This is a genomic window from Dickeya undicola, assembly GCF_000784735.1.
In the GTDB taxonomy this organism is placed as follows: Bacteria; Pseudomonadota; Gammaproteobacteria; order Enterobacterales; family Enterobacteriaceae; genus Dickeya; species Dickeya undicola.
Genome location: NZ_JSYG01000004.1, coordinates 154,496 through 172,197, shown reverse-complemented (window position 1 = coordinate 172,197; position 17,702 = coordinate 154,496). Strand labels below are relative to the sequence as shown.

Sequence of the window (17,702 nt, the reverse complement as noted above, 5' to 3'; positions counted from 1 at the left end):
AGGTACTGCCCTGTCTGTGCATGAGTGAGAGTAAAAGGAACCCAGCATGTCCAACTTGATTAATACCGGAATGAGTGGTTTGAGCGCAGCTCAGGCAGCGTTGAGTACCGTGAGTAACAACATTAGTAATCAGGCTGTTACGGGATATAGCCGTCAAAATGCACTGTTGGCACAGAACAACGGCACAACGACCTCTGCTGGTTACATCGGTAACGGGGTGACGGTTGTCAGCATCAATCGTGACTATAACGACTTTATTGCCAAACAATTGCGTACCGCACAGGCAACAAGCAGTTCTACCACGTCGTATTACAGCCAGATCTCCAAGATCGATAACTTGTTGTCGAGTAGTTCATCCAGCCTGTCCACCACGATTCAGGATTTCTTCAAGAACCTGCAGAACCTGACCAGTAACTCCAGTGACTCATCTGTTCGTCAGACTGTTCTCGGCAAGGCGGAAGCCTTGGTCAATCAGTTTAAAATTACCGATCAGTACCTGCGTGATATGGACAGCAATATCAACGGTGAAATTTCCATCACCGTTACGCAAATTAATACTTATGCCAAGCAGATTGCGGATATTAACGATCAGATTATTCGACTGAAAGGGGCCAACAATGGTGCGTCACCGAACGACCTGTTGGACCAGCGAGATAACCTGGTTAATGATCTGAACAAGTTGGTTGGTGTGGATGTCGCGGTTCAGGATGGCGATGTTTACAACATCTCATTGAAAAATGGCCTGACTCTGGTTCAAGGTAAAAGTTACAACACACTTGTTGCTACCCAGTCCAGCACCGACCCGGCGCGTACCACGGTTTCCTATAATGATGCCATCGCTGGTGTAAGCGAAGTGAAAGAAAGCGCCATTACGGGTGGATCTCTCGGTGGTTTGCTCAGTTTCCGCACCAGTACGTTGGATAGCGCCCGTAACCAATTGGGACAGATGGCACTGGCGTTTGCCGATGCTTTTAACCAGCAACACAAAGCCGGGTACGATCTGAACAATGATCAGGGTGGGGATTTCTTTGGTATTGGCTCCTCTGTCACACTAAGTAGCGCCAAGAATACATCTGCAACTGAGTTGACCTCTTCCTATTTGAGCGATACTTACTCGATGCAGTACAACGGAACATCCTGGAGTGTGACCCGCTCTGACGGTACAACAGCAGCCTCAACCCTGTCAGGCTCGGCATTGACTTTTGATGGCTTCACTATCGATATTTCGGGTTCGGCAGCATCAGGCGATACGTTTAGTTTCAAAGTGTCACCGGGGCAATCCTCCATTTCGCAGACTGCACCAACAGGTTCGACTTCTGCCGCTTCTTTGACTCGTAATGACACCAATTACATCAAGGCGAGTGACTATAGTGTCAAGTTCGTTGGTCCGTCATCCAGTGACTGGTCAATTACGCGTTTGTCGGATGGTGCAGACCTGTCTTCTTCTGCGACGTATACCGCAGCCAGTGGTTCGACACCGGCTAGCCTGATTTTTGATGGAATGAAACTGGATATTTCCGGTACACCGGCAGCAAAAGACCTGTTTACGGTCAAGGGTGTACGCGATGTTATCGTGGATATGTCGGTGAAAGTGACGGATTCATCCAAGATTGCGGCCGCAGGCGTTTCGTTGACGTCAGCCGGTGGTGGTGTCAGTGATAATACCAACGCCAAAGCATTATTGAATTTACAGACCAGCAAAGTTGTCGAGAATAAATCCAGTGTCAGTCAGGCTTATGCCAGCCTGGTTGGGGATATCGGTAACAAAACCAGTACTGCCAAGGTTACCGATACATCACAGAAAAATGTGGTGTCGCAATTGACTACCGAACAGCAGTCTGTATCCGGCGTCAACCTGGACGAAGAATATGGTGACCTGGTTCGTTTCCAGCAGTATTACATGGCGAATGCCAAGGTAATCCAGACTGCTTCGACGATCTTTGATGCACTGTTGGCTATCCGTAGCTAAATTTGTGACGAGAAACAGTAAGGAATAAGTTATGCGACTGAGTACCAGTATTATCTTTCAGCAGAGCATGCAAGGCGTCACAGATGGATTGTCATCCTTCAGTAAAACGGGCCAGCAGCTCGCCAGTAACACTCGTGTGTTAACGCCTTCTGATGACCCCATTGCGGCATCCAAGGCGGTAATGGTTAACCAGTCCCAGGCTCAGAACGAGCAGTATACGCTGGCGCGTACTTTTGCCGAGAACGGTATGAACAGCGAATTGTCTGTTCTGACCAATGTGGCGACCGCACTGACCAGTGCCAGTACGACATTGTTAAGTGGCGACGGCACAAAGAATGATAACGATCGCCAGCTTATTGCAACCTCTCTGCGTGGTCTGAAGTCTCAGTTGCTCAATCTGGCTAACAGTACAGATGGTAATGGCAGCTATATTTTCGGTGGCTATAAAACGGACTCTCAGCCGTTTACTACTGATGCGTCTGGCACCGTTAGCTATGTGGGGGGCACTCAGGCCATTTCCCAGCAAGTGGATGCTAACCGAACCATGACGGTTGGGCATATCGGTTCTGACGTATTTAACAATGCTGGCGGCACCGCGGATATCTTCGGCGCGCTGGATAGCGCTATTAGTGCACTGGAAACCCCGCTGGAAGGTGCCACTGACGCCGTGAAAAGTGCGAATACAGCTTCAATCAATGCAGCTAGCCAGGGGCTTAAAAACGCGCTGACGAATGTGTCTTCTGCACAGGCAACGCTAGGCGTCCAACTGCAGGAAATCGATACGCTTGACGGTATTGGAACCGATCGTACTACGGCGAATAAACAGACATTGAGCGACCTGGTTGACATTGATTTGGTTGCGACCATATCCACATACTCAATGCAAAAACAGGCTCTGCAGGCTGCATACTCAGCGTTTAGTGATATGCAGGGGCTTTCGCTGTTTCAGCTTAATAAATAAAACGGAATAGCGACCCGTATTTGGATACGCTTAAACCGGGCGTATTCTTTTTGGCATGTCATCCTTAATAAGATGACATGCTTTTTTTTACCGTGTATTTGGCAATGTGATGGCATCAGGTCATTCTGTCTGGATAAACTGAAGGGTAAGGCAGAAAAATACCGAACAATAATGCGCGAGTTATCCGGCAAATCGGCTTAATAAGTCAGCCAACAAGTCGTAGGTTTCACCGAACAGTTTCTCTGCATAAGGCGAGAGCAGGAATACCAGAAAACCTACGGTGATGATGCCAGCAAAAAGGGTGATGGGAAAGCCGATAGCAAAGATGGTGAGCTGTGGCGCGAGCCGACTCAATAAACCCAGCGCCATATTGATAGTCAGCAGCAGTGTGATGAGGGGGAGGGCAAGCATCAGCCCGTTAGAAAATATCCTTCCACCAGCCTCGGCTAATGTCATAAATACATTACCGCTAATTGGCTCGGCACTGATGGGGATGGTATGAAAACTGTCAACCAGCAACGATATCAACCATAGATGCCCATTCATACTCAGAAAGAGCAGCAACGCCAGTAAGTTCATAAACCTGGCGATCACCGGCATATTCGGGCCGCCACTGGGGTCAAAAAAGGTCGCAAATGAAAGCCCCATCTGCAGGCCGATAATTTCACCAGCCAGACGGATAGCCGCAAACGCCAGTTGCATAGCAAAACCCAGCATCACACCTATCAGCACCTGCTGAAATAGCATCCAGATACCGGCTGCAGAAAATATTGGGGTTGAGGCGTGAGGGATACTCGGTGTAATGACAATCGTGATCAGTACCCCTAGTCCGATCTTTACCCGTCGAGTGATAGAGCGTTCGCTAAAGATCGGTGCGGTGCTAATAAGTGCGAGAATCCTGACCAGTGGCCAGAAGAATTGGTTGAACCAACCGATCATGTCGATGTTGCTGAGGGTGACCATGTCTATCCAATCATGTTGGGGAATTGACTGAACATCGTGCGCATATAGTCAAGAATGACACTGAGCATCCAGGGGCCAGCAACCACCAACGTAAAAAACACCGTCAAGACCTTGGGAATGAATGACAGCGTCATTTCGTTGATTTGCGTCGCTGCCTGGAGCAGGCTGATGATTAAGCCGCTGACCAGTGCAGCGATAAGTGGGGGGCCTGCCAGCATCAGCGCTATCTTCATTGCTTCATAGCCTAAAGCCATGACGGATTCAGGAGTCATACAGGCATTCCTCTGATGTGGTGAACAGCAGTAACCGCACCGACTAAGTATAGAAACTCTGGGCCAGCGATCCCAGCAACAATTGCCACCCATCAACCAAGACGAAGAGCATGAGTTTGAACGGTAACGAAATAGTAGCGGGAGGAACCATCATCATACCTAGCGCCATCAGCACACTGGCTACCACCAGGTCGATCAGCAGGAAAGGAATGAAAATTGTAAAACCGATCTGGAAGGCGGTTTTCAGCTCACTGGTAACATAAGCCGGCACCAATACCCGCATCGGGACCGCTTCCGGGCCTTGTAGCGAAGGAATCTGCGCAAGGCGGGTAAATAAAGCCAGGTCCGCTTCCCGAGTCTGTCGGAGCATGAACTCACGCAGCGGCTGTGAGCCTTTATCAATCGCGACTTCCATACTGATTTTATCTTCACTGAACGGGCGATAGGCTTCGTCATAGATACGGTTCAGTACTGGAGACATCACAAAAAAAGTCAGAAACAGACTTAACCCCAGCAACACCTGGTTGGGTGGTGCGGTTGGTGTTCCTAATGCATTGCGCAGCAGGCTCAGGACAATAATGATACGGGTAAAGCAGGTCATCATCAGCAATACTGCCGGAATAAAACTTAGCGATGTGATGAAAACCAGTGTCTGAATTGGCAATGACCAACTCTGCCCGCCGTTAGCTAAGGGTTGGCTGATAATACCCGGCAACTGAGCCAGAGCCTGAGGGGCGATCAGGAACAGAATGGAAACCGCAAGATAACGTAGCAGACGCAGCCATGCGGAGAAGGAAGTCGGACGCAGGGTGGTACTCATTCGGTTTTTTCCGGACGCGTGGTCGCTTTCTTGAGGAACTGGATAAAATTGGCTGGTGCAATTTTTTCTGTTGATGTCACGTTGCTAACAGGACGCGCAGGCAGAGTATGCAAATGGGTGATCTGCTGGGCTGTTATGCCTAGCACGAGCCAGGTATCATCAACTTCGACGATCACAATACGTTCGCGTTGTCCGACCGTACAAGACGACACCACTTTCATAATATTGCTGCTTTTGGCTTGCGGCGCGATACCAAGCTTTCGCAACAGCCAGGCGGCCAATAAAATAAGCAACAGTACACCGCTCAGCGCGGTGCCGACTTGCGATAACAACGCACCACCGGAAATAACGGATTCAGCAGCCGCGGGCGGCTGCTGAATTGTAGAGATAGTCTGTTGTGCAGTGCTCGCCATTTAACGGCCTAACCTGCGCATACGTTCCGACGGTGTAATAATATCAGTAATACGTACACCATACTTGTCAGAGACAACCACAACTTCACCCTGAGCAATCAGATATCCGTTAATCATGATATCCAGCGGTTCACCGGCCAGACCATCCAACGCTACCACCGAGCCCTGCGACAAACGCAGCAACTCTTTAATGGTCATTTTTGTACGACCAAGCTCCACTGTCAGTTTGACCGGAATATCCAAAATCAGATCAATATCTTGCATTGAACCCTGCGTGTCCTGCACATCAAAGTTCTTAAAGATACCTTCGGTACTGCCCGGCGCACTTTTTTCTGCCGACTGCTGCTCATTAAATGCATCAGCCCACAGATCGTCCACGGAATCCGTTTCTTCGGACGGTTTCTTGATGTCACTCATTGAGCGGTTCCTCGTCATTCAGAGAATTTAAAATGGGGTTAATCAAGTGTTCAACACGCAAGGCATATTGACCATCTAATGTACCGTATTGACAAGTCAATACCGGCACACCATCAACATGAGCCACCAGGCGTTCAGGTTTATCAATCGGCAGAATATCTCCGGGTTTGAGTTTCAAAACCTTTGACAGTCGAACCGGGATATCAACAAAGTTGGCAACCAGCTCCAGCTCAGAGTGCTGAACTTGCTTTGCCAATGTCTCACGCCAGTGCTGGTCTTCCTGCTGAGAGTTCTCCAGCGGAGGGTTAGCCAGCAATTCGCGTAAAGGCTCAATCATGGAGAACGGAATACAGATACTGAATTCACCAGTTAAAGTCCCGATTTCCAGATGGAAAGGGGTTGTCACCACAATATCGTTCGGCGATGTAGTGATGTTGGTGAATTTTACCTGCATTTCTGAACGCACGTATTCCACATCTAATTTGTAAATCGCATTCCAGGCATCACTGTAAGCGTCGAGTGCCAGTTTCAGCATTCGGCGCACAACGCGCTGCTCGGTATGCGTAAATTCACGACCTTCAACCTTGGTAGGGAAGCGACCATCGCCACCAAACAGGTTGTCCACGGCAATAAAGACCAGGCTTGGCGAGAATACAAATAGCGCTGTGCCACGCAGTGGCTTCAGATGTATCAGGTTTAGGTTGGTCGGAACCGGCAGGTTACGTGCAAACTCATGATACGGCTGGATCTTGATAGCCCCGACAGTAATATCCGGGCTACGACGAAGCAGGTTGAACAGCCCCATACGGAACTGACGAGCAAAACGTTCGTTGATGATCTCCAGTGCCTGCAGACGTTCACGAATGACGCGCCGTTGTGTATTGGGATCGTAGGGTTTGACATCCCCGTCTTTCTGCGAAGTAGCGTTGCTGGCATCAGCGCTACTATCGCCACTGTCACCGTTTAGCAGAGCGTCAATCTCTGCCTGTGAAAGAATGCTGTCACCCATAGTGATTACCGCAAAATGAAAGCAGTGAACAGGACATCGCTGACGACCTGGTTAGGTTGTCCAGGAACCAGCGGTGGGCTTAATACCTGCTTGATATCTTCAACCAGTTTTTGCTTGCCTTGTTCCGTTGCCAGAACAGATGAGCTCTGACGAGAAAACAACATAATCAAACGACTGCGAATTTCCGGCAGATAATTGGTCAGGCGCGCACGAGTTGCTTCATCCGGCACTCGCAGGGTGATCCCCACATACAGCACCCGATCCGGGTTGTTATCCGGAGATAACAGGTTAACAGTGAATGTATCCAAAGGCATAAATACTGGCGCTGGTGGCGGAGGCGGTTCACTGGCTGCCGTTTCGGCTTTTTTCTGACTTAATAACCACCAGCCTGCACCCGCAGCAGCCGTGGCCGCCAGGGCGATAACAATCAAGAGTATCAGCCAGAGGGACTTTTTATTACCGCCTGACTGGGCTTTCTTATTAGACGTAGCCAATGATATATCCTGTTATTTATCAGTATCTAATAGCTAAATTAGCCATTAGATAAATGCGTGATATCACGATTATCCCGCCTATTCACTGCTTCAATACAATGAATAAACAATAAAAAAAGCGTTAACTTCTTCATTAGGCAAAGATATCGACGCCATTAATACCGGTTGCTATTGATTGCAGCTGTGCTGGTACTGCCAGCGGTTCAATTTCAGCGGTGTTATGCTCGGACTGACCAAATTGCTGCTGATAAGACGAGGCGTTGCCACCGCCGTTACCATTGGCATTGCTTGCCACTTGCTGTTGTGACTGCTGCCAACTACTGGCATCTGATCCTACGCTGCTCTGCCCCAGGTTGATACCGCTCTCAGCCATTGCGCTGCGCAGATGGGGAAGGGCGGACTCCAGAGCGGATCGCACTTGGCTGTTACCGGAAATCAGGTGAATCTGCGCCTGATTATCTTCGATTTTTAGCATGATGTGCAGTGAGCCCAACTCTTCCGGGTGAAGTTTCAGTTCTGCAGTCTGCTGCCCATTACGGCTAAACATCACGACCTGCTGACCAAGGGCATCATTCCACTGCTGAGTGCCTAGTGGCGCATTGATCTGACTGGTCAGATGCTGGGCTGCGGGTTGCGTGGGTGTGGCGTTACTGGCGAACAGTGACGACAACGTCTGTAATGATGAGCTGGCGCTGGCATCAGCCGGTGCGGATGCAGCTATCGGATTACTGGCGCTGTCTTCCTTACGGGATGTCAGCAGAGAGTTATCTTTAGACTGGTCGGCGACCTGCAATCCAGTATTTTTGGCAACTGCAGCGGCGCTCGCGGACGCCGTTGAGCTATCCGTTGTTGTGGCTGCATTCAGTGCAAAATCACCTTGTGACGACGTATTACCGGTTTTTGCTGAACTCAGCAACGAGTTCAAAACACTGTTGCTGGTCTTGTCGTTTAATCCATCAGATAGCGATAGGCTCGACGCAGTGCCTTGGGCTGCCGTTTTTGCCTGAGCTGTAGTTTGTACTGGAATCATGGCAAACAACGCCTGCATAGCCAGTGCATCGGTATCGGTCGCTTTCTCGTCTTTTGCACTGACTTTCTTCTGAGCTTTGGCCAGTAGCGACTCAAGAGAATTGCCGGATTGCAAGTCGGCAAGCGTCAATGTTCCTTTCGTTAGTGCGCCCAGAATGGCATTCAATTCGTCACTGTTTGCTTCAATGCCGCTTTTTGCCAGTGCGTCTTTGAGGTCAGCACTTTCCTGATCACTGATAATGGTTTTCTTGGAGGATTGCACCGCTGACAATTTCTGCGAGAGCAACTGAACAAAATTTTCCGGTAGCTGGTCTTTGCCCAGCAGCGCAAGTAAGGAATTCCCCTGAGGTGCGGTTGTGCTTGCATCAGTCGTCGTGGTGATTGGCATTGCTGGCAAGTTCATAATTATGTTTTCCTCATTGATGCGCGTTGGGCGAATTCATCCATCCGCTTTTGTTCCAGGCGATTTTCATGCGCCAGCATTTTAGTTTGTTCACGCTGTTGCAGTGTACTAAATGCATTCAGTCGTTGCTGCTTTTCCTGCCAGGCTTTCATCGCCTGATCCAAACGAGAAGTCCAATTTAATAACTGATGCTGGTGCTGCTCGATCGCCTTTTCCAGAGTCAAAATAAACTGCTGATAATTTTGCCAGGAGGTATTGGCCATGCCTTCGGTCATTGAGTCATTGAGCCGTTGGCGGTAATCATCATGGTAACCTAACAACGTATTAAGTTGTTGTTCAGCCTGTAAATAGGCCTTCTGTACCAAGCCCAGATGCGTTGTCGCCGCATCAACCTCTTTTTGGGCCAAATCACGCAGCATGACGAAGGTAGACTGAGTCCTCATTCGCCCTCCTACCGATTATACGGGAAAATGTTATCCAGTGCCTGACAGGCTTCTTCAAATGAGCTTCGCTCAAACATTCCCTGCTGCAAAAAATGTTGCATTTGCGGATAAAGCTGTATCGCCCTATCAAGCAATGGGTCACTACCCGCGGCATAAGCACCGACATTAATCAGATCGCGGTTGCGTTGATAACTGGATAGCGACTGTTTGAATTGCCTTACCGCAGAATAATGGTTTTCATCTATCAATGCAGTCATTGCACGGCTAATAGACGCTTCGATATCAATAGCCGGATAATGCCCGGACTCTGCCAACTGTCGGGACAGTACGATATGACCGTCCAGAATGGCGCGGGCCGAGTCAGCAATTGGATCTTGCTGGTCGTCGCCTTCGGTCAGCACCGTATAAAACGCTGTAATTGACCCGCCACCGGAAATACCGTTGCCTGCACGCTCTACCAGAGCAGGTAATTTGGCAAAAACTGAAGGCGGGTAGCCTTTGGTCGCCGGGGGTTCGCCAATCGCCAGTGCGATTTCACGTTGCGCCATCGCATAACGCGTCAACGAATCCATAATCAACAATACATGATGACCACGGTCGCGGAAATCTTCTGCGATGCGCGTAGCATAAGCCGCGCCCTGCATACGCAGCAGAGGAGAAACATCCGCTGGGGCAGCGATCACCACAGAGCGGGCAAGCCCTTCTGTGCCGAGAATATTTTCAATAAAGTCTTTAACTTCGCGCCCACGCTCCCCGATCAGGCCGACGACGATGACATCAGCTTGAGTATAGCGCGCCATCATTCCGAGCAGCACACTTTTACCAACACCAGAACCAGCGAACAGTCCCATACGCTGACCACGGCCCACCGTTAGCAATGCATTGATGGCACGTACGCCAACATCCAGAACATGCTCGATTGGTGTGCGCTGGAGTGGGTTGAATGGGGCGCTCACCAGTGGCGCGGTGTAACCGGTATCCGGTGCAGGAAAACCATCCAACGGTCTGGCACTGCCATCGAGTACTCGGCCCAGCAATGCCGGGCCCAGCGGTAGCTGTTTACCCTGGCTGCTGCCGGAAAGACCTACGCGCTCATAGACCCGTGCTCCCGGTATGATCCCTTCGACCTCTTCAAGCGGCATCAGGAACAATTTCTGCCCATTAAAACCGACGACTTCGCTTTCAACTTCTTCAACCTGATTGCCGTTCTGGCGTTCAATCAGGCAGGTTGAACCTAGCGGCATATGCAGACCGGTCGCTTCAAGCACCAATCCCGTCGCGCGTGTCAGTCGTCCGTAACGCCGTATTGCAGGCGTATTGACGATGCGCTTTTCAAACGCATCGATCGAAGAAAGCCAACGGGAAAGACGCACTGTCATCAAAGTTCTCCCGGTGCGGCTAGTCGGCAAAGCTCATGCCAGCGGGTAGCAATACTTGAATCCAGGTCACCTTCCTCGGCGCTGACTTTACAGCCTCCTGGGTGTAACTGGTTATCCGCTAACAACCGCCAGCCGTGAAGGCTGAGGGTCGGGCCGAGGTGCTGTTCCACTCGCTCCAGATCAGAAGGGTGCACACGTAGTTGTGGCTTACCGCTGAACATAGGTTCCTGCTGGATCAACTGCTGTATTTGTCCCATTAATGCAGTACCGTCACAAACTGGCGACTGACCGATTACCTGTTTGGCGGCGGTTAAAGCCAACTGCATCAGTCGTGCGACAATGACACTGTCCAACGCGTCCAGCGTTTGCTGGAATTCATTGACCATTTGTTGCATCTGGGCAATAACTGGTTGCTGCTGTTGCGCTGCATCCTGTAAACCCTGCTGTGTACCCGTCTGGAGGCCGTCTTGATAACCGGCTGCGTAGCCTTGTTGCTTGCCTTCAGCAAAACCACTTTCCCGCGCCTGTTGTAGCACCTGCTCACGCAGGGTCGCCAGGTCATCCTCCGGCGGTTGAAAGTCAGACATGCCGAAGAAGTCATTGTCCCCTGGCTGCACCGCTGGAGAAATTGGAGAAGACGATATCGGCGCCACCACATCCGCGGCAGCGGGTCTAGGGGCGGAAAGGTCATCCAGTTTCCACGGCTGCCAGTCAAGATCGCTGGAAGAATTAGACAAACGCGTCATCGCCACCACCGATAATCATTTCGCCGCTGTCTGCCAGTCGACGTACAATGAGCAAAATGGCTTTCTGTTCGTTTTCCACCTGGGACATACGTACCGGACCACGGGTTGCCAGGTCGTCGCGCAGGATTTCCGCTGCACGCTGCGACATATTGCGCAGGAACTTCTCGCGCAGCGGCTGTTCTGCACCTTTCAGTGCGATCAGCAGAGACTCGGACTCCACTTCCTGCAGCAGACGCTGGATACTGCGGTCGTCCACTTCCACCAGGTTTTCGAACAGGAACATTTCGTCGATAATCTTCTGTGCCAACTCGCCATCGAATTCGCGTACTGCATCGATAACCGCTTCTTCGTGCTGCGTTTTCATCAGGTTGATGATCTCTGCCGCAGTACGAACACCACCCATCTTGCTGCGCTTGAGGTTTTGGCCGTCAAGCAATCCGTTGAGCACTTCAGTCAGTTCCGCCAGAGCCGATGGTTGCACCCCGCCGAAGGTGGCGATACGCAGCATGACGTCATTACGCATACGTTCGTCGAAGTGGGCCAGAATATCTGCCGCCTGCGCACGCTTGAGGTGCACCAAGATGGTGGCGATGATCTGCGGATGTTCGTCGCGGATGAGGTCGGCGGCGCTTTGCGGCTCCATAAAGTTGAGCGTTTCCATACCGGTAGACGTTTCCTTGCTTTCAAGGATGTCTTCCAGCAGGCTGGAGGCACGCTCTTCACCCAATGCCTTGACCAGGACAGAACGAAGGTATTCGCCGGCATTCACCCCTAACGCCGCATACTGCTCGGCCTCAATATCAAACTCGCGCAACACTTCCAGCAGTTCAGATTGAGAAACCTGCTTCATGTTGGCCATCGCAGTACTGAGATGTTGCACCTCACGGGTTGAGAGGTGCGTAAAAACTTCAGCTGCACGGTCTTCACCGATAGTCATCAATAAGACGGCGCTCTTTTCTGTACCAGTCAAACTCATAGTTCGTTACTCATCCAGTGGCGGATTACCAGCGCGACGACGCGAGGATCATTTTCGGCCAGTTCACGGATACGCTGGCTGTGCATCTCTGTGTGGGCCCGCTGTTCGGATTTCTTGTGCATTTCCTCTTCAATGCTACTGAGTGTGACAGTGACATCAGCATCCTGACCACGCAGTGCCGCCGCCGCCGCTGCCGCCTCTTGCAACTGCACACGCTTTTGCAACTGCGGGCGTACCAACTTACGATACAGAATCCAGCCGACAATCAGCACCAGTAACCAGCGACCAGCCTCAATCAGCAGATCAAAGAACGCTTGTTTTTGCCAGAAGGGCAGTTCGCCACCGGTGGCATCAGTGATGGTGAACGGTGTATTCACTACGTTCAGGGTATCACCGCGGTCACTGGAGAATCCCATGGATTCGCGAACCAACGCTTCGATTTTCTTCAACTGCTCATCATTGAGTGCAGCGGGTTTACCATCTTCACCCTGTGTGTAGTTAACCACGACAGCAACAGACAAACGCTGAATATTGCCGGTGTTTTGTTTGGTATGCCGAATGGTGCGATCAACTTCATAGTTGATCGTCTGATCGTGGCGGCTATTGTAGGTTTGATTGGCAGCATTGCTGGCAGATGTCTGAGTATTTGTGCCCGCCGCATTTGCATTATTCGCATTATTTGCGTTGTTTGTGTTATTGGCATTGTTCGCGTTATTGGCGTTGTTTGCCGGCGGGGTAGAGATTGGGGCAGTCGGTGCCGGTGTCGGCGTATTCGACAAAGCACCGGGCACGCCACCTACATTAGGACCACCGCGCTGATCACTCTGACTAATTTGCTGAGAACGAACCGCAGCCTGATTCGGCGGTTGGTTGGGTTGATACTGTTCGTCAGTTTGTTCACGGCTGGCAAAGTCGATCTGAGCGGTAACTTGCGCATGGACATTGCCTGCACCGACCACTGGCATCAGAATAGCTTCAATTCGGCGCTGGTAATTACTTTCAACTTCGTTGGTATATTTCAGTTGTGCGGCATTAAGGTCGCGGCCTGAACTGTCATTCTGCGTCAGCAGTTTACCTGTTTGGTCAACAACAGTGACTTTATCAGCCGGCAGGCCGGCAACGCTGCTGGAAACCAGATAGGTAATGGCGCTAATCTGGCTGTCATCCAGCGCACGTCCTGGTTGTAACGTAACGGTAACCGCCGCGGACGGAGACTTCTGTTCGCGCACGAACAGCGACGGCTTGGGAATGGCCAGATGTACGCGCGCACTCTGGATTGGCCCCAGGGTTTCCATTGTCCTTGCCAGTTCGCCTTCCAGTGCACGTTGATAATTAATCTGCTCACTGAATTGGCTGATGCCGAATTTTTCCTGATCAAGCAGTTCAAAGCCAACGGCACCACCTTTGGGTAAACCCTGCTGGGCAAGCTTCAGGCGAGTTTCATAAACCTTGTCCGATGGGATCATGATAGCCGCTCCGCTTTCACTGAAGCGGTAAGGGATATTCATTTTGCCCAGTTCGGAGACAATACTGCCGCCATCGCGTTCATTCAGATTGGTGTACAGAACCCGATAATCGGGGCCGCGAGCCCACAAGGACAATGCGACAATAATCGCAATAGTTGCAGCGGAAGCAATCAGTAACGGGATTTTAGGGTTGGCACGCAAACGGTTGAGTATTTCGCCAAAGCTTTTCCCACCGGTTGCGGCTCCGGATGTTAAGGCGTTCATACTCTTTCTCTGCCTGGTTGCTGAACGATATGGGTAACGTTGTAACGTAACAAAACAGAACTCCCTGATTGCGCAATCATAAAAACTCATCACCTACATTTACCGGCATGTCATTATTTTCCGTTACGGAAAATTTGATGGGTCGATAAGCTGGCATTTTTAATGTCATTTATACGATTTACTACTTTATGGATATGGTAGCGTATTGAACCTGTAAAGAGGTGTATGTGAAATAAACGACGCTGATGGCGCAGTTCGTTCGCTACATCTACATATGTTTATCATTTATTGGGCTTTTATATCATTCTCAATCTTTAGTTGAGGAAGTAGGCATGTCTATTCAGGGTATCGACGCAGTATTGCAGCAGATGCAGATTACCGCAACCAAAGCGGCCGGTGGAGCGGATTCTAACGTTGCGTCCCAGTCTGGTTTCGCTGGCGAGCTGAAAGCAGCGCTTGAAAAAATCAATGAAACGCGCACGCAGGCACAAGCGCAGGCAGAAGCATTTACGTTGGGTAAGCCAGGGGTTGCGCTGAATGATGTCATGGTTGACAACCAGAAAGCCTCTATTGCTTTGCAAATGGGGGTTCAGGTGCGCAATAAACTGGTTTCAGCCTACCAGGAAGTCATGAATATGACGATATAACCGGCAGGAAAAGCGCTGTCCGGTATTGATTTTTATATTTGAATCATTGTGGTCTTCAATGAAGAGCCTGAGGAAAGGGTGAATAACTCGTGGTTATTCGCCCTGATTTTTATGTAAAAAGAGCCCGTTCAGGTAAGCCGGGCTCATTCATATTGACGTGGTAGTAGTCAGGATTGCGGTTTTCCCGGGAGTATATCGCTGGAAAACTCAGCATAAGTGTTGTTAATCGATTTTTGATTTTGTGACTGTTGGATAAGTACCGCCAGTTCCTGCATCCTGTTTTGCAGCAGTTCTTTCACCTGCGATTCCGTATCCAGTATGTCCTGCAGAAGCTGCCGGAACTGTAATTGTATGGTACTTGGAATATTGGCAGGAACGGTAATCTGGCTGATTCTCTCTATTGACTGGATATAAATTATTTCCTGTTCGACAACATCATCCCATAATCCATTAAGCGCCATGGCCTTGATGTTTCGGATGAGTTTGAGTAACCCCTGATACTCAATGAGTAATGGAGAGAGGTTTTCCATTAGCGCGTTTCCGTCGTTGGTTGATAACCAGGTCCAATTTGTTTCCAGGCATCCGCAATATTACTGAGGAGAGTCTCCACTTCTATGATCGCCTGCAAATCATTATTGATATTGGCGTGTAATAACCGACGCACCATGTAATCGTAAAGATCGGAAAGGTTCTCCGCCAGCTCTCCACCTTTCTCCATATCCAGTCCGAGTTTCAACCCATTACTGATAATATCGATGGCTTTGGAAAGGGCATTCCCTTTTCCGACGATGTCATTTTGTTCAAGAAGAATTCTTGCCCGGACAAGCGCGCTCTTGGTGCCGTCAAATAACATAACAATCAGTTGATGCGGGCTAGCGCTCATTACCGCGCTTTCCACACCTACCTGAGCATAAGCCTGACTGACATTCTTTCTATACATGACCATGCGTTGGATAACCGATTAACAATAAATAAAAAGACTATAATTTTCATCACTGCGTGAAGTGCCGTGTAAATCAGCACTTCACGCATCACCCGGTTTAATTAGCTTGAACTGCTGGTTTTATTAAACTGCTGTGTCAGGTAACTACTGGTCGATGACAACGAGGCCAGCAACGTATTAAGTTGAGTAAACTGGGTCTTGTAACGATTCATCGTGGCATCAATGCTATCCTGAATACTAGTAAGCTGTTTGGTCACAGTAGCCTGACTGGTCTTGATGCTCGCCTGAGCCGATTTAATCAAACCATCCGACGAGTCCAGGGTCCGGCTCAGATAATTACCCGCCTGAGTTGCAAATCCAGTGGTGCTGCCGTCGCCAGTAAAAAACGTTGTTACGCTACTGGAACTGGTTTTCAGTGCATTGGTCAGTTTGGTGTCATCGACAAGTAGCTTGCCATCATTGGTTGGATCTTGAGTAATCCCCAGGTCAGCCATGGTATGCAGGGAACCACTACCACTCTGTAGATTGGTCATCAGGCTTTGTAACTGGCGCTGAATGGTACGAACAGTACTATCACCAACCAGTGCACCATTACTGGAGGATTGGCTACCACTACTTTGTTCATCTGCTGTCGGGGCAGTGTAATTAGTCTGAGTCTTGATGGTGCTCAGCACGTTGTTATAAGCCGTGACCCAATTCTGGATCGCTTGTTTCGTACTGGTAACATCTGAGGAAATAGTCAGGCTTTCAGCCGAAGAGCCTGTCGCTGACGCCGCTTTCAGATTCAGCGTTACACCACTAATAGCAGTAGTTACGGTATTACTCTGGCTGGTTACCGACATGCCGTTAAGCGTGAAGGACGCATCTTTGGCGGCAACCTGTTCAGTAAAACTACCCAGTGAACTGGACAGATTACCGCTTACCGAGATATTCATCGCAGATTGCGTACCGGTATCTTTTGCTGTCAGCATCAGGTAGTTGCTGGTGCCGTTGTTAATGATACTGGCACTGACGCTACCACCTGCATTGTTAATGGCATCACGAATATCATTTAACGATGTTTTATCATCGGTCAGCGTAATCGTCAGGGGCGTGGACTGGCTGGTCTGAGTGATGGTGATCGTACTGCTGGTACTGGAAGTGCCACCTGATACCAGAGCAGTGGATGCACTGCTAAAAGAGCCAGATATTTGCGACTGTGCTTGGGCAAGGTTATTGACGAAGATACTGTAAGTACCTGCAACTGCTGTGCTGTCGGTGGTGGCACTAAATGCAGTATTGGTACTGGTCACCGCTGTTGACGTGATACTCTTCATGTTCTGCAACGTGGTCGTTGCACTTTGCAGGCTCTTCATCGATGCTTCGACAGCGCTATACGCTGTCGCTTGTTTACTCAGACTGGTTTGCTTGTTGTTATAAGGTGTCAACCGCTGCTCTTCGACGGTTTGCAGCTTGGTGAGCAGTGAACTCAGGTCAAGCGAAGAACCACTAACAGAGGTACCCAAGTTCATACCTATCGATGAGATAATGTCTGAGTTACTGCTAACCGTCGTAGCCATAGAGATACCCTTCCGTTTAAATTGTGAACTGACAGTCTTATCGGCACTGTATCCGAAAAGTTTACAGACGTAATGTAAATTTCAGCGTAATCGTTATCCTCCCTGATTTCCATAGCGGCATAACCATCTGCAGGATTTAGTCCCGGCACGATGCATATGCTGCTGGGAACAATAGCGGTAATCGGGCGCGTTTCGACTTGCTAATGGTATTGAATGTGTTGCCTGAATCCGTTTGGCTGGCTGAATGTTAGATGCTTAGAGTCGCGTATCCACTGGTTGGTGCCATACCTGACACATGACGGTTATGTTGGTTTGCATGTGATGGAACCTTCATTACGCCTTGTCAGTAGGCCAGGAGCGATGCGCCAGATACTTTATATAAGTATAGTAAGAGAATGTACATATTAGAGAGGGTGAAGTCGGCGCTTTTCATGCGTCACCGCGTTGCCTATGGCTGACGCATGATGTTTGATAAGCACGGTGACGATGGCACTTACTTGCCTCATTACATTCTATGGCCTGTAGTGGT

The 17,702-nt window shown here is 49.8% G+C and carries 19 protein-coding genes; 3 read left to right on the top strand and 16 right to left on the bottom strand.

Annotated elements, in window-relative coordinates:
- Positions 1-46 precede the first annotated feature (46 nt).
- On the top strand, positions 47-1,969 hold the full coding sequence (flgK, locus tag OB87_RS01645) for a flagellar hook-associated protein FlgK (RefSeq protein ID WP_033567699.1): 1,923 nt from the start codon (positions 47-49) through the stop codon (positions 1,967-1,969).
- A 31-nt stretch (positions 1,970-2,000) separates the two neighbouring features.
- Positions 2,001-2,930, top strand: coding sequence for a flagellar hook-associated protein FlgL (gene flgL, locus OB87_RS01640; protein ID WP_033567698.1), 930 nt, complete (start codon positions 2,001-2,003; stop codon positions 2,928-2,930).
- A gap of 180 nt (positions 2,931-3,110) precedes the next feature.
- Here flgL and fliR read toward each other — a convergent pair whose 3' ends face one another.
- From fliR to fliF, 13 genes are all read right to left on the bottom strand, one after another.
- The gene (fliR, locus tag OB87_RS01635; protein WP_033567697.1) at positions 3,111-3,893 is read right to left on the bottom strand and encodes a flagellar biosynthetic protein FliR; all 783 of its coding nucleotides are present in this window, start codon (positions 3,891-3,893) and stop codon (positions 3,111-3,113) included.
- A gap of 2 nt (positions 3,894-3,895) precedes the next feature.
- Positions 3,896-4,165: a flagellar biosynthesis protein FliQ gene (fliQ, locus tag OB87_RS01630; protein WP_012769291.1), complete on the bottom strand. Its 270-nt coding sequence runs from the start codon at positions 4,163-4,165 to the stop codon at positions 3,896-3,898.
- Between the two features lie 43 nt (positions 4,166-4,208).
- Positions 4,209-4,985 (bottom strand): flagellar type III secretion system pore protein FliP, encoded by a 777-nt coding sequence (fliP, locus tag OB87_RS01625; RefSeq protein WP_033567696.1) that lies wholly within the window; start codon positions 4,983-4,985, stop codon positions 4,209-4,211.
- The gene (gene fliO, locus OB87_RS01620) at positions 4,982-5,398 is read right to left on the bottom strand and encodes a flagellar biosynthetic protein FliO (protein ID WP_033567695.1); all 417 of its coding nucleotides are present in this window, start codon (positions 5,396-5,398) and stop codon (positions 4,982-4,984) included. Before fliO ends, fliP begins: the two co-directional genes overlap by 4 nt.
- Entirely contained in the window at positions 5,399-5,815 is a 417-nt protein-coding gene (gene fliN, locus OB87_RS01615; protein WP_022634073.1) for a flagellar motor switch protein FliN, read from the bottom strand.
- Positions 5,808-6,824 carry a flagellar motor switch protein FliM gene (fliM, locus tag OB87_RS01610; RefSeq protein WP_033567694.1) on the bottom strand — a complete coding sequence of 339 codons (1,017 nt, stop codon included), beginning with the start codon at positions 6,822-6,824 and terminating at the stop codon, positions 5,808-5,810. Before fliM ends, fliN begins: the two co-directional genes overlap by 8 nt.
- Before the next feature lie 5 nt (positions 6,825-6,829).
- Positions 6,830-7,318, bottom strand: coding sequence for a flagellar basal body-associated protein FliL (fliL, locus tag OB87_RS01605; protein ID WP_033567693.1), 489 nt, complete (start codon positions 7,316-7,318; stop codon positions 6,830-6,832).
- 133 nt (positions 7,319-7,451) lie between these two features.
- Positions 7,452-8,750: a flagellar hook-length control protein FliK gene (locus tag OB87_RS01600; RefSeq protein WP_033567692.1), complete on the bottom strand. Its 1,299-nt coding sequence runs from the start codon at positions 8,748-8,750 to the stop codon at positions 7,452-7,454.
- Between the two features lie 2 nt (positions 8,751-8,752).
- Positions 8,753-9,193 carry a flagellar export protein FliJ gene (fliJ, locus tag OB87_RS01595; RefSeq protein WP_033567691.1) on the bottom strand — a complete coding sequence of 147 codons (441 nt, stop codon included), beginning with the start codon at positions 9,191-9,193 and terminating at the stop codon, positions 8,753-8,755.
- 8 nt (positions 9,194-9,201) lie between these two features.
- Complete coding sequence (gene fliI, locus OB87_RS01590; RefSeq protein WP_033567690.1) at positions 9,202-10,572, bottom strand: flagellar protein export ATPase FliI; 1,371 nt, start codon at positions 10,570-10,572, stop codon at positions 9,202-9,204.
- Complete coding sequence (gene fliH, locus OB87_RS01585) at positions 10,572-11,327, bottom strand: flagellar assembly protein FliH (RefSeq protein ID WP_152605859.1); 756 nt, start codon at positions 11,325-11,327, stop codon at positions 10,572-10,574. Before fliH ends, fliI begins: the two co-directional genes overlap by 1 nt.
- Positions 11,302-12,294: a flagellar motor switch protein FliG gene (gene fliG, locus OB87_RS01580; protein WP_013318489.1), complete on the bottom strand. Its 993-nt coding sequence runs from the start codon at positions 12,292-12,294 to the stop codon at positions 11,302-11,304. Before fliG ends, fliH begins: the two co-directional genes overlap by 26 nt.
- Positions 12,291-14,024 carry a flagellar basal-body MS-ring/collar protein FliF gene (fliF, locus tag OB87_RS01575; RefSeq protein ID WP_033567689.1) on the bottom strand — a complete coding sequence of 578 codons (1,734 nt, stop codon included), beginning with the start codon at positions 14,022-14,024 and terminating at the stop codon, positions 12,291-12,293. Before fliF ends, fliG begins: the two co-directional genes overlap by 4 nt.
- A gap of 332 nt (positions 14,025-14,356) precedes the next feature.
- On the opposite strand from fliF, the gene fliE reads away from it, so the two are divergent.
- The gene (gene fliE / locus OB87_RS01570) at positions 14,357-14,671 is read left to right on the top strand and encodes a flagellar hook-basal body complex protein FliE (RefSeq protein ID WP_033567688.1); all 315 of its coding nucleotides are present in this window, start codon (positions 14,357-14,359) and stop codon (positions 14,669-14,671) included.
- Positions 14,672-14,838: 167 nt separating this feature from the next.
- On the opposite strand, the gene fliT is transcribed toward fliE, so the two are convergent.
- From fliT to fliD, 3 genes are all read right to left on the bottom strand, one after another.
- Positions 14,839-15,201: a flagellar protein FliT gene (fliT, locus tag OB87_RS01565; RefSeq protein ID WP_033567687.1), complete on the bottom strand. Its 363-nt coding sequence runs from the start codon at positions 15,199-15,201 to the stop codon at positions 14,839-14,841.
- Complete coding sequence (fliS, locus tag OB87_RS01560; RefSeq protein WP_033567958.1) at positions 15,201-15,611, bottom strand: flagellar export chaperone FliS; 411 nt, start codon at positions 15,609-15,611, stop codon at positions 15,201-15,203. The genes fliT and fliS overlap by 1 nt, the downstream gene beginning before the upstream one ends.
- 104 nt (positions 15,612-15,715) lie before the next feature.
- On the bottom strand, positions 15,716-17,173 hold the full coding sequence (gene fliD / locus OB87_RS01555) for a flagellar filament capping protein FliD (RefSeq protein WP_050515602.1): 1,458 nt from the start codon (positions 17,171-17,173) through the stop codon (positions 15,716-15,718).
- Positions 17,174-17,702 lie beyond the last annotated feature (529 nt).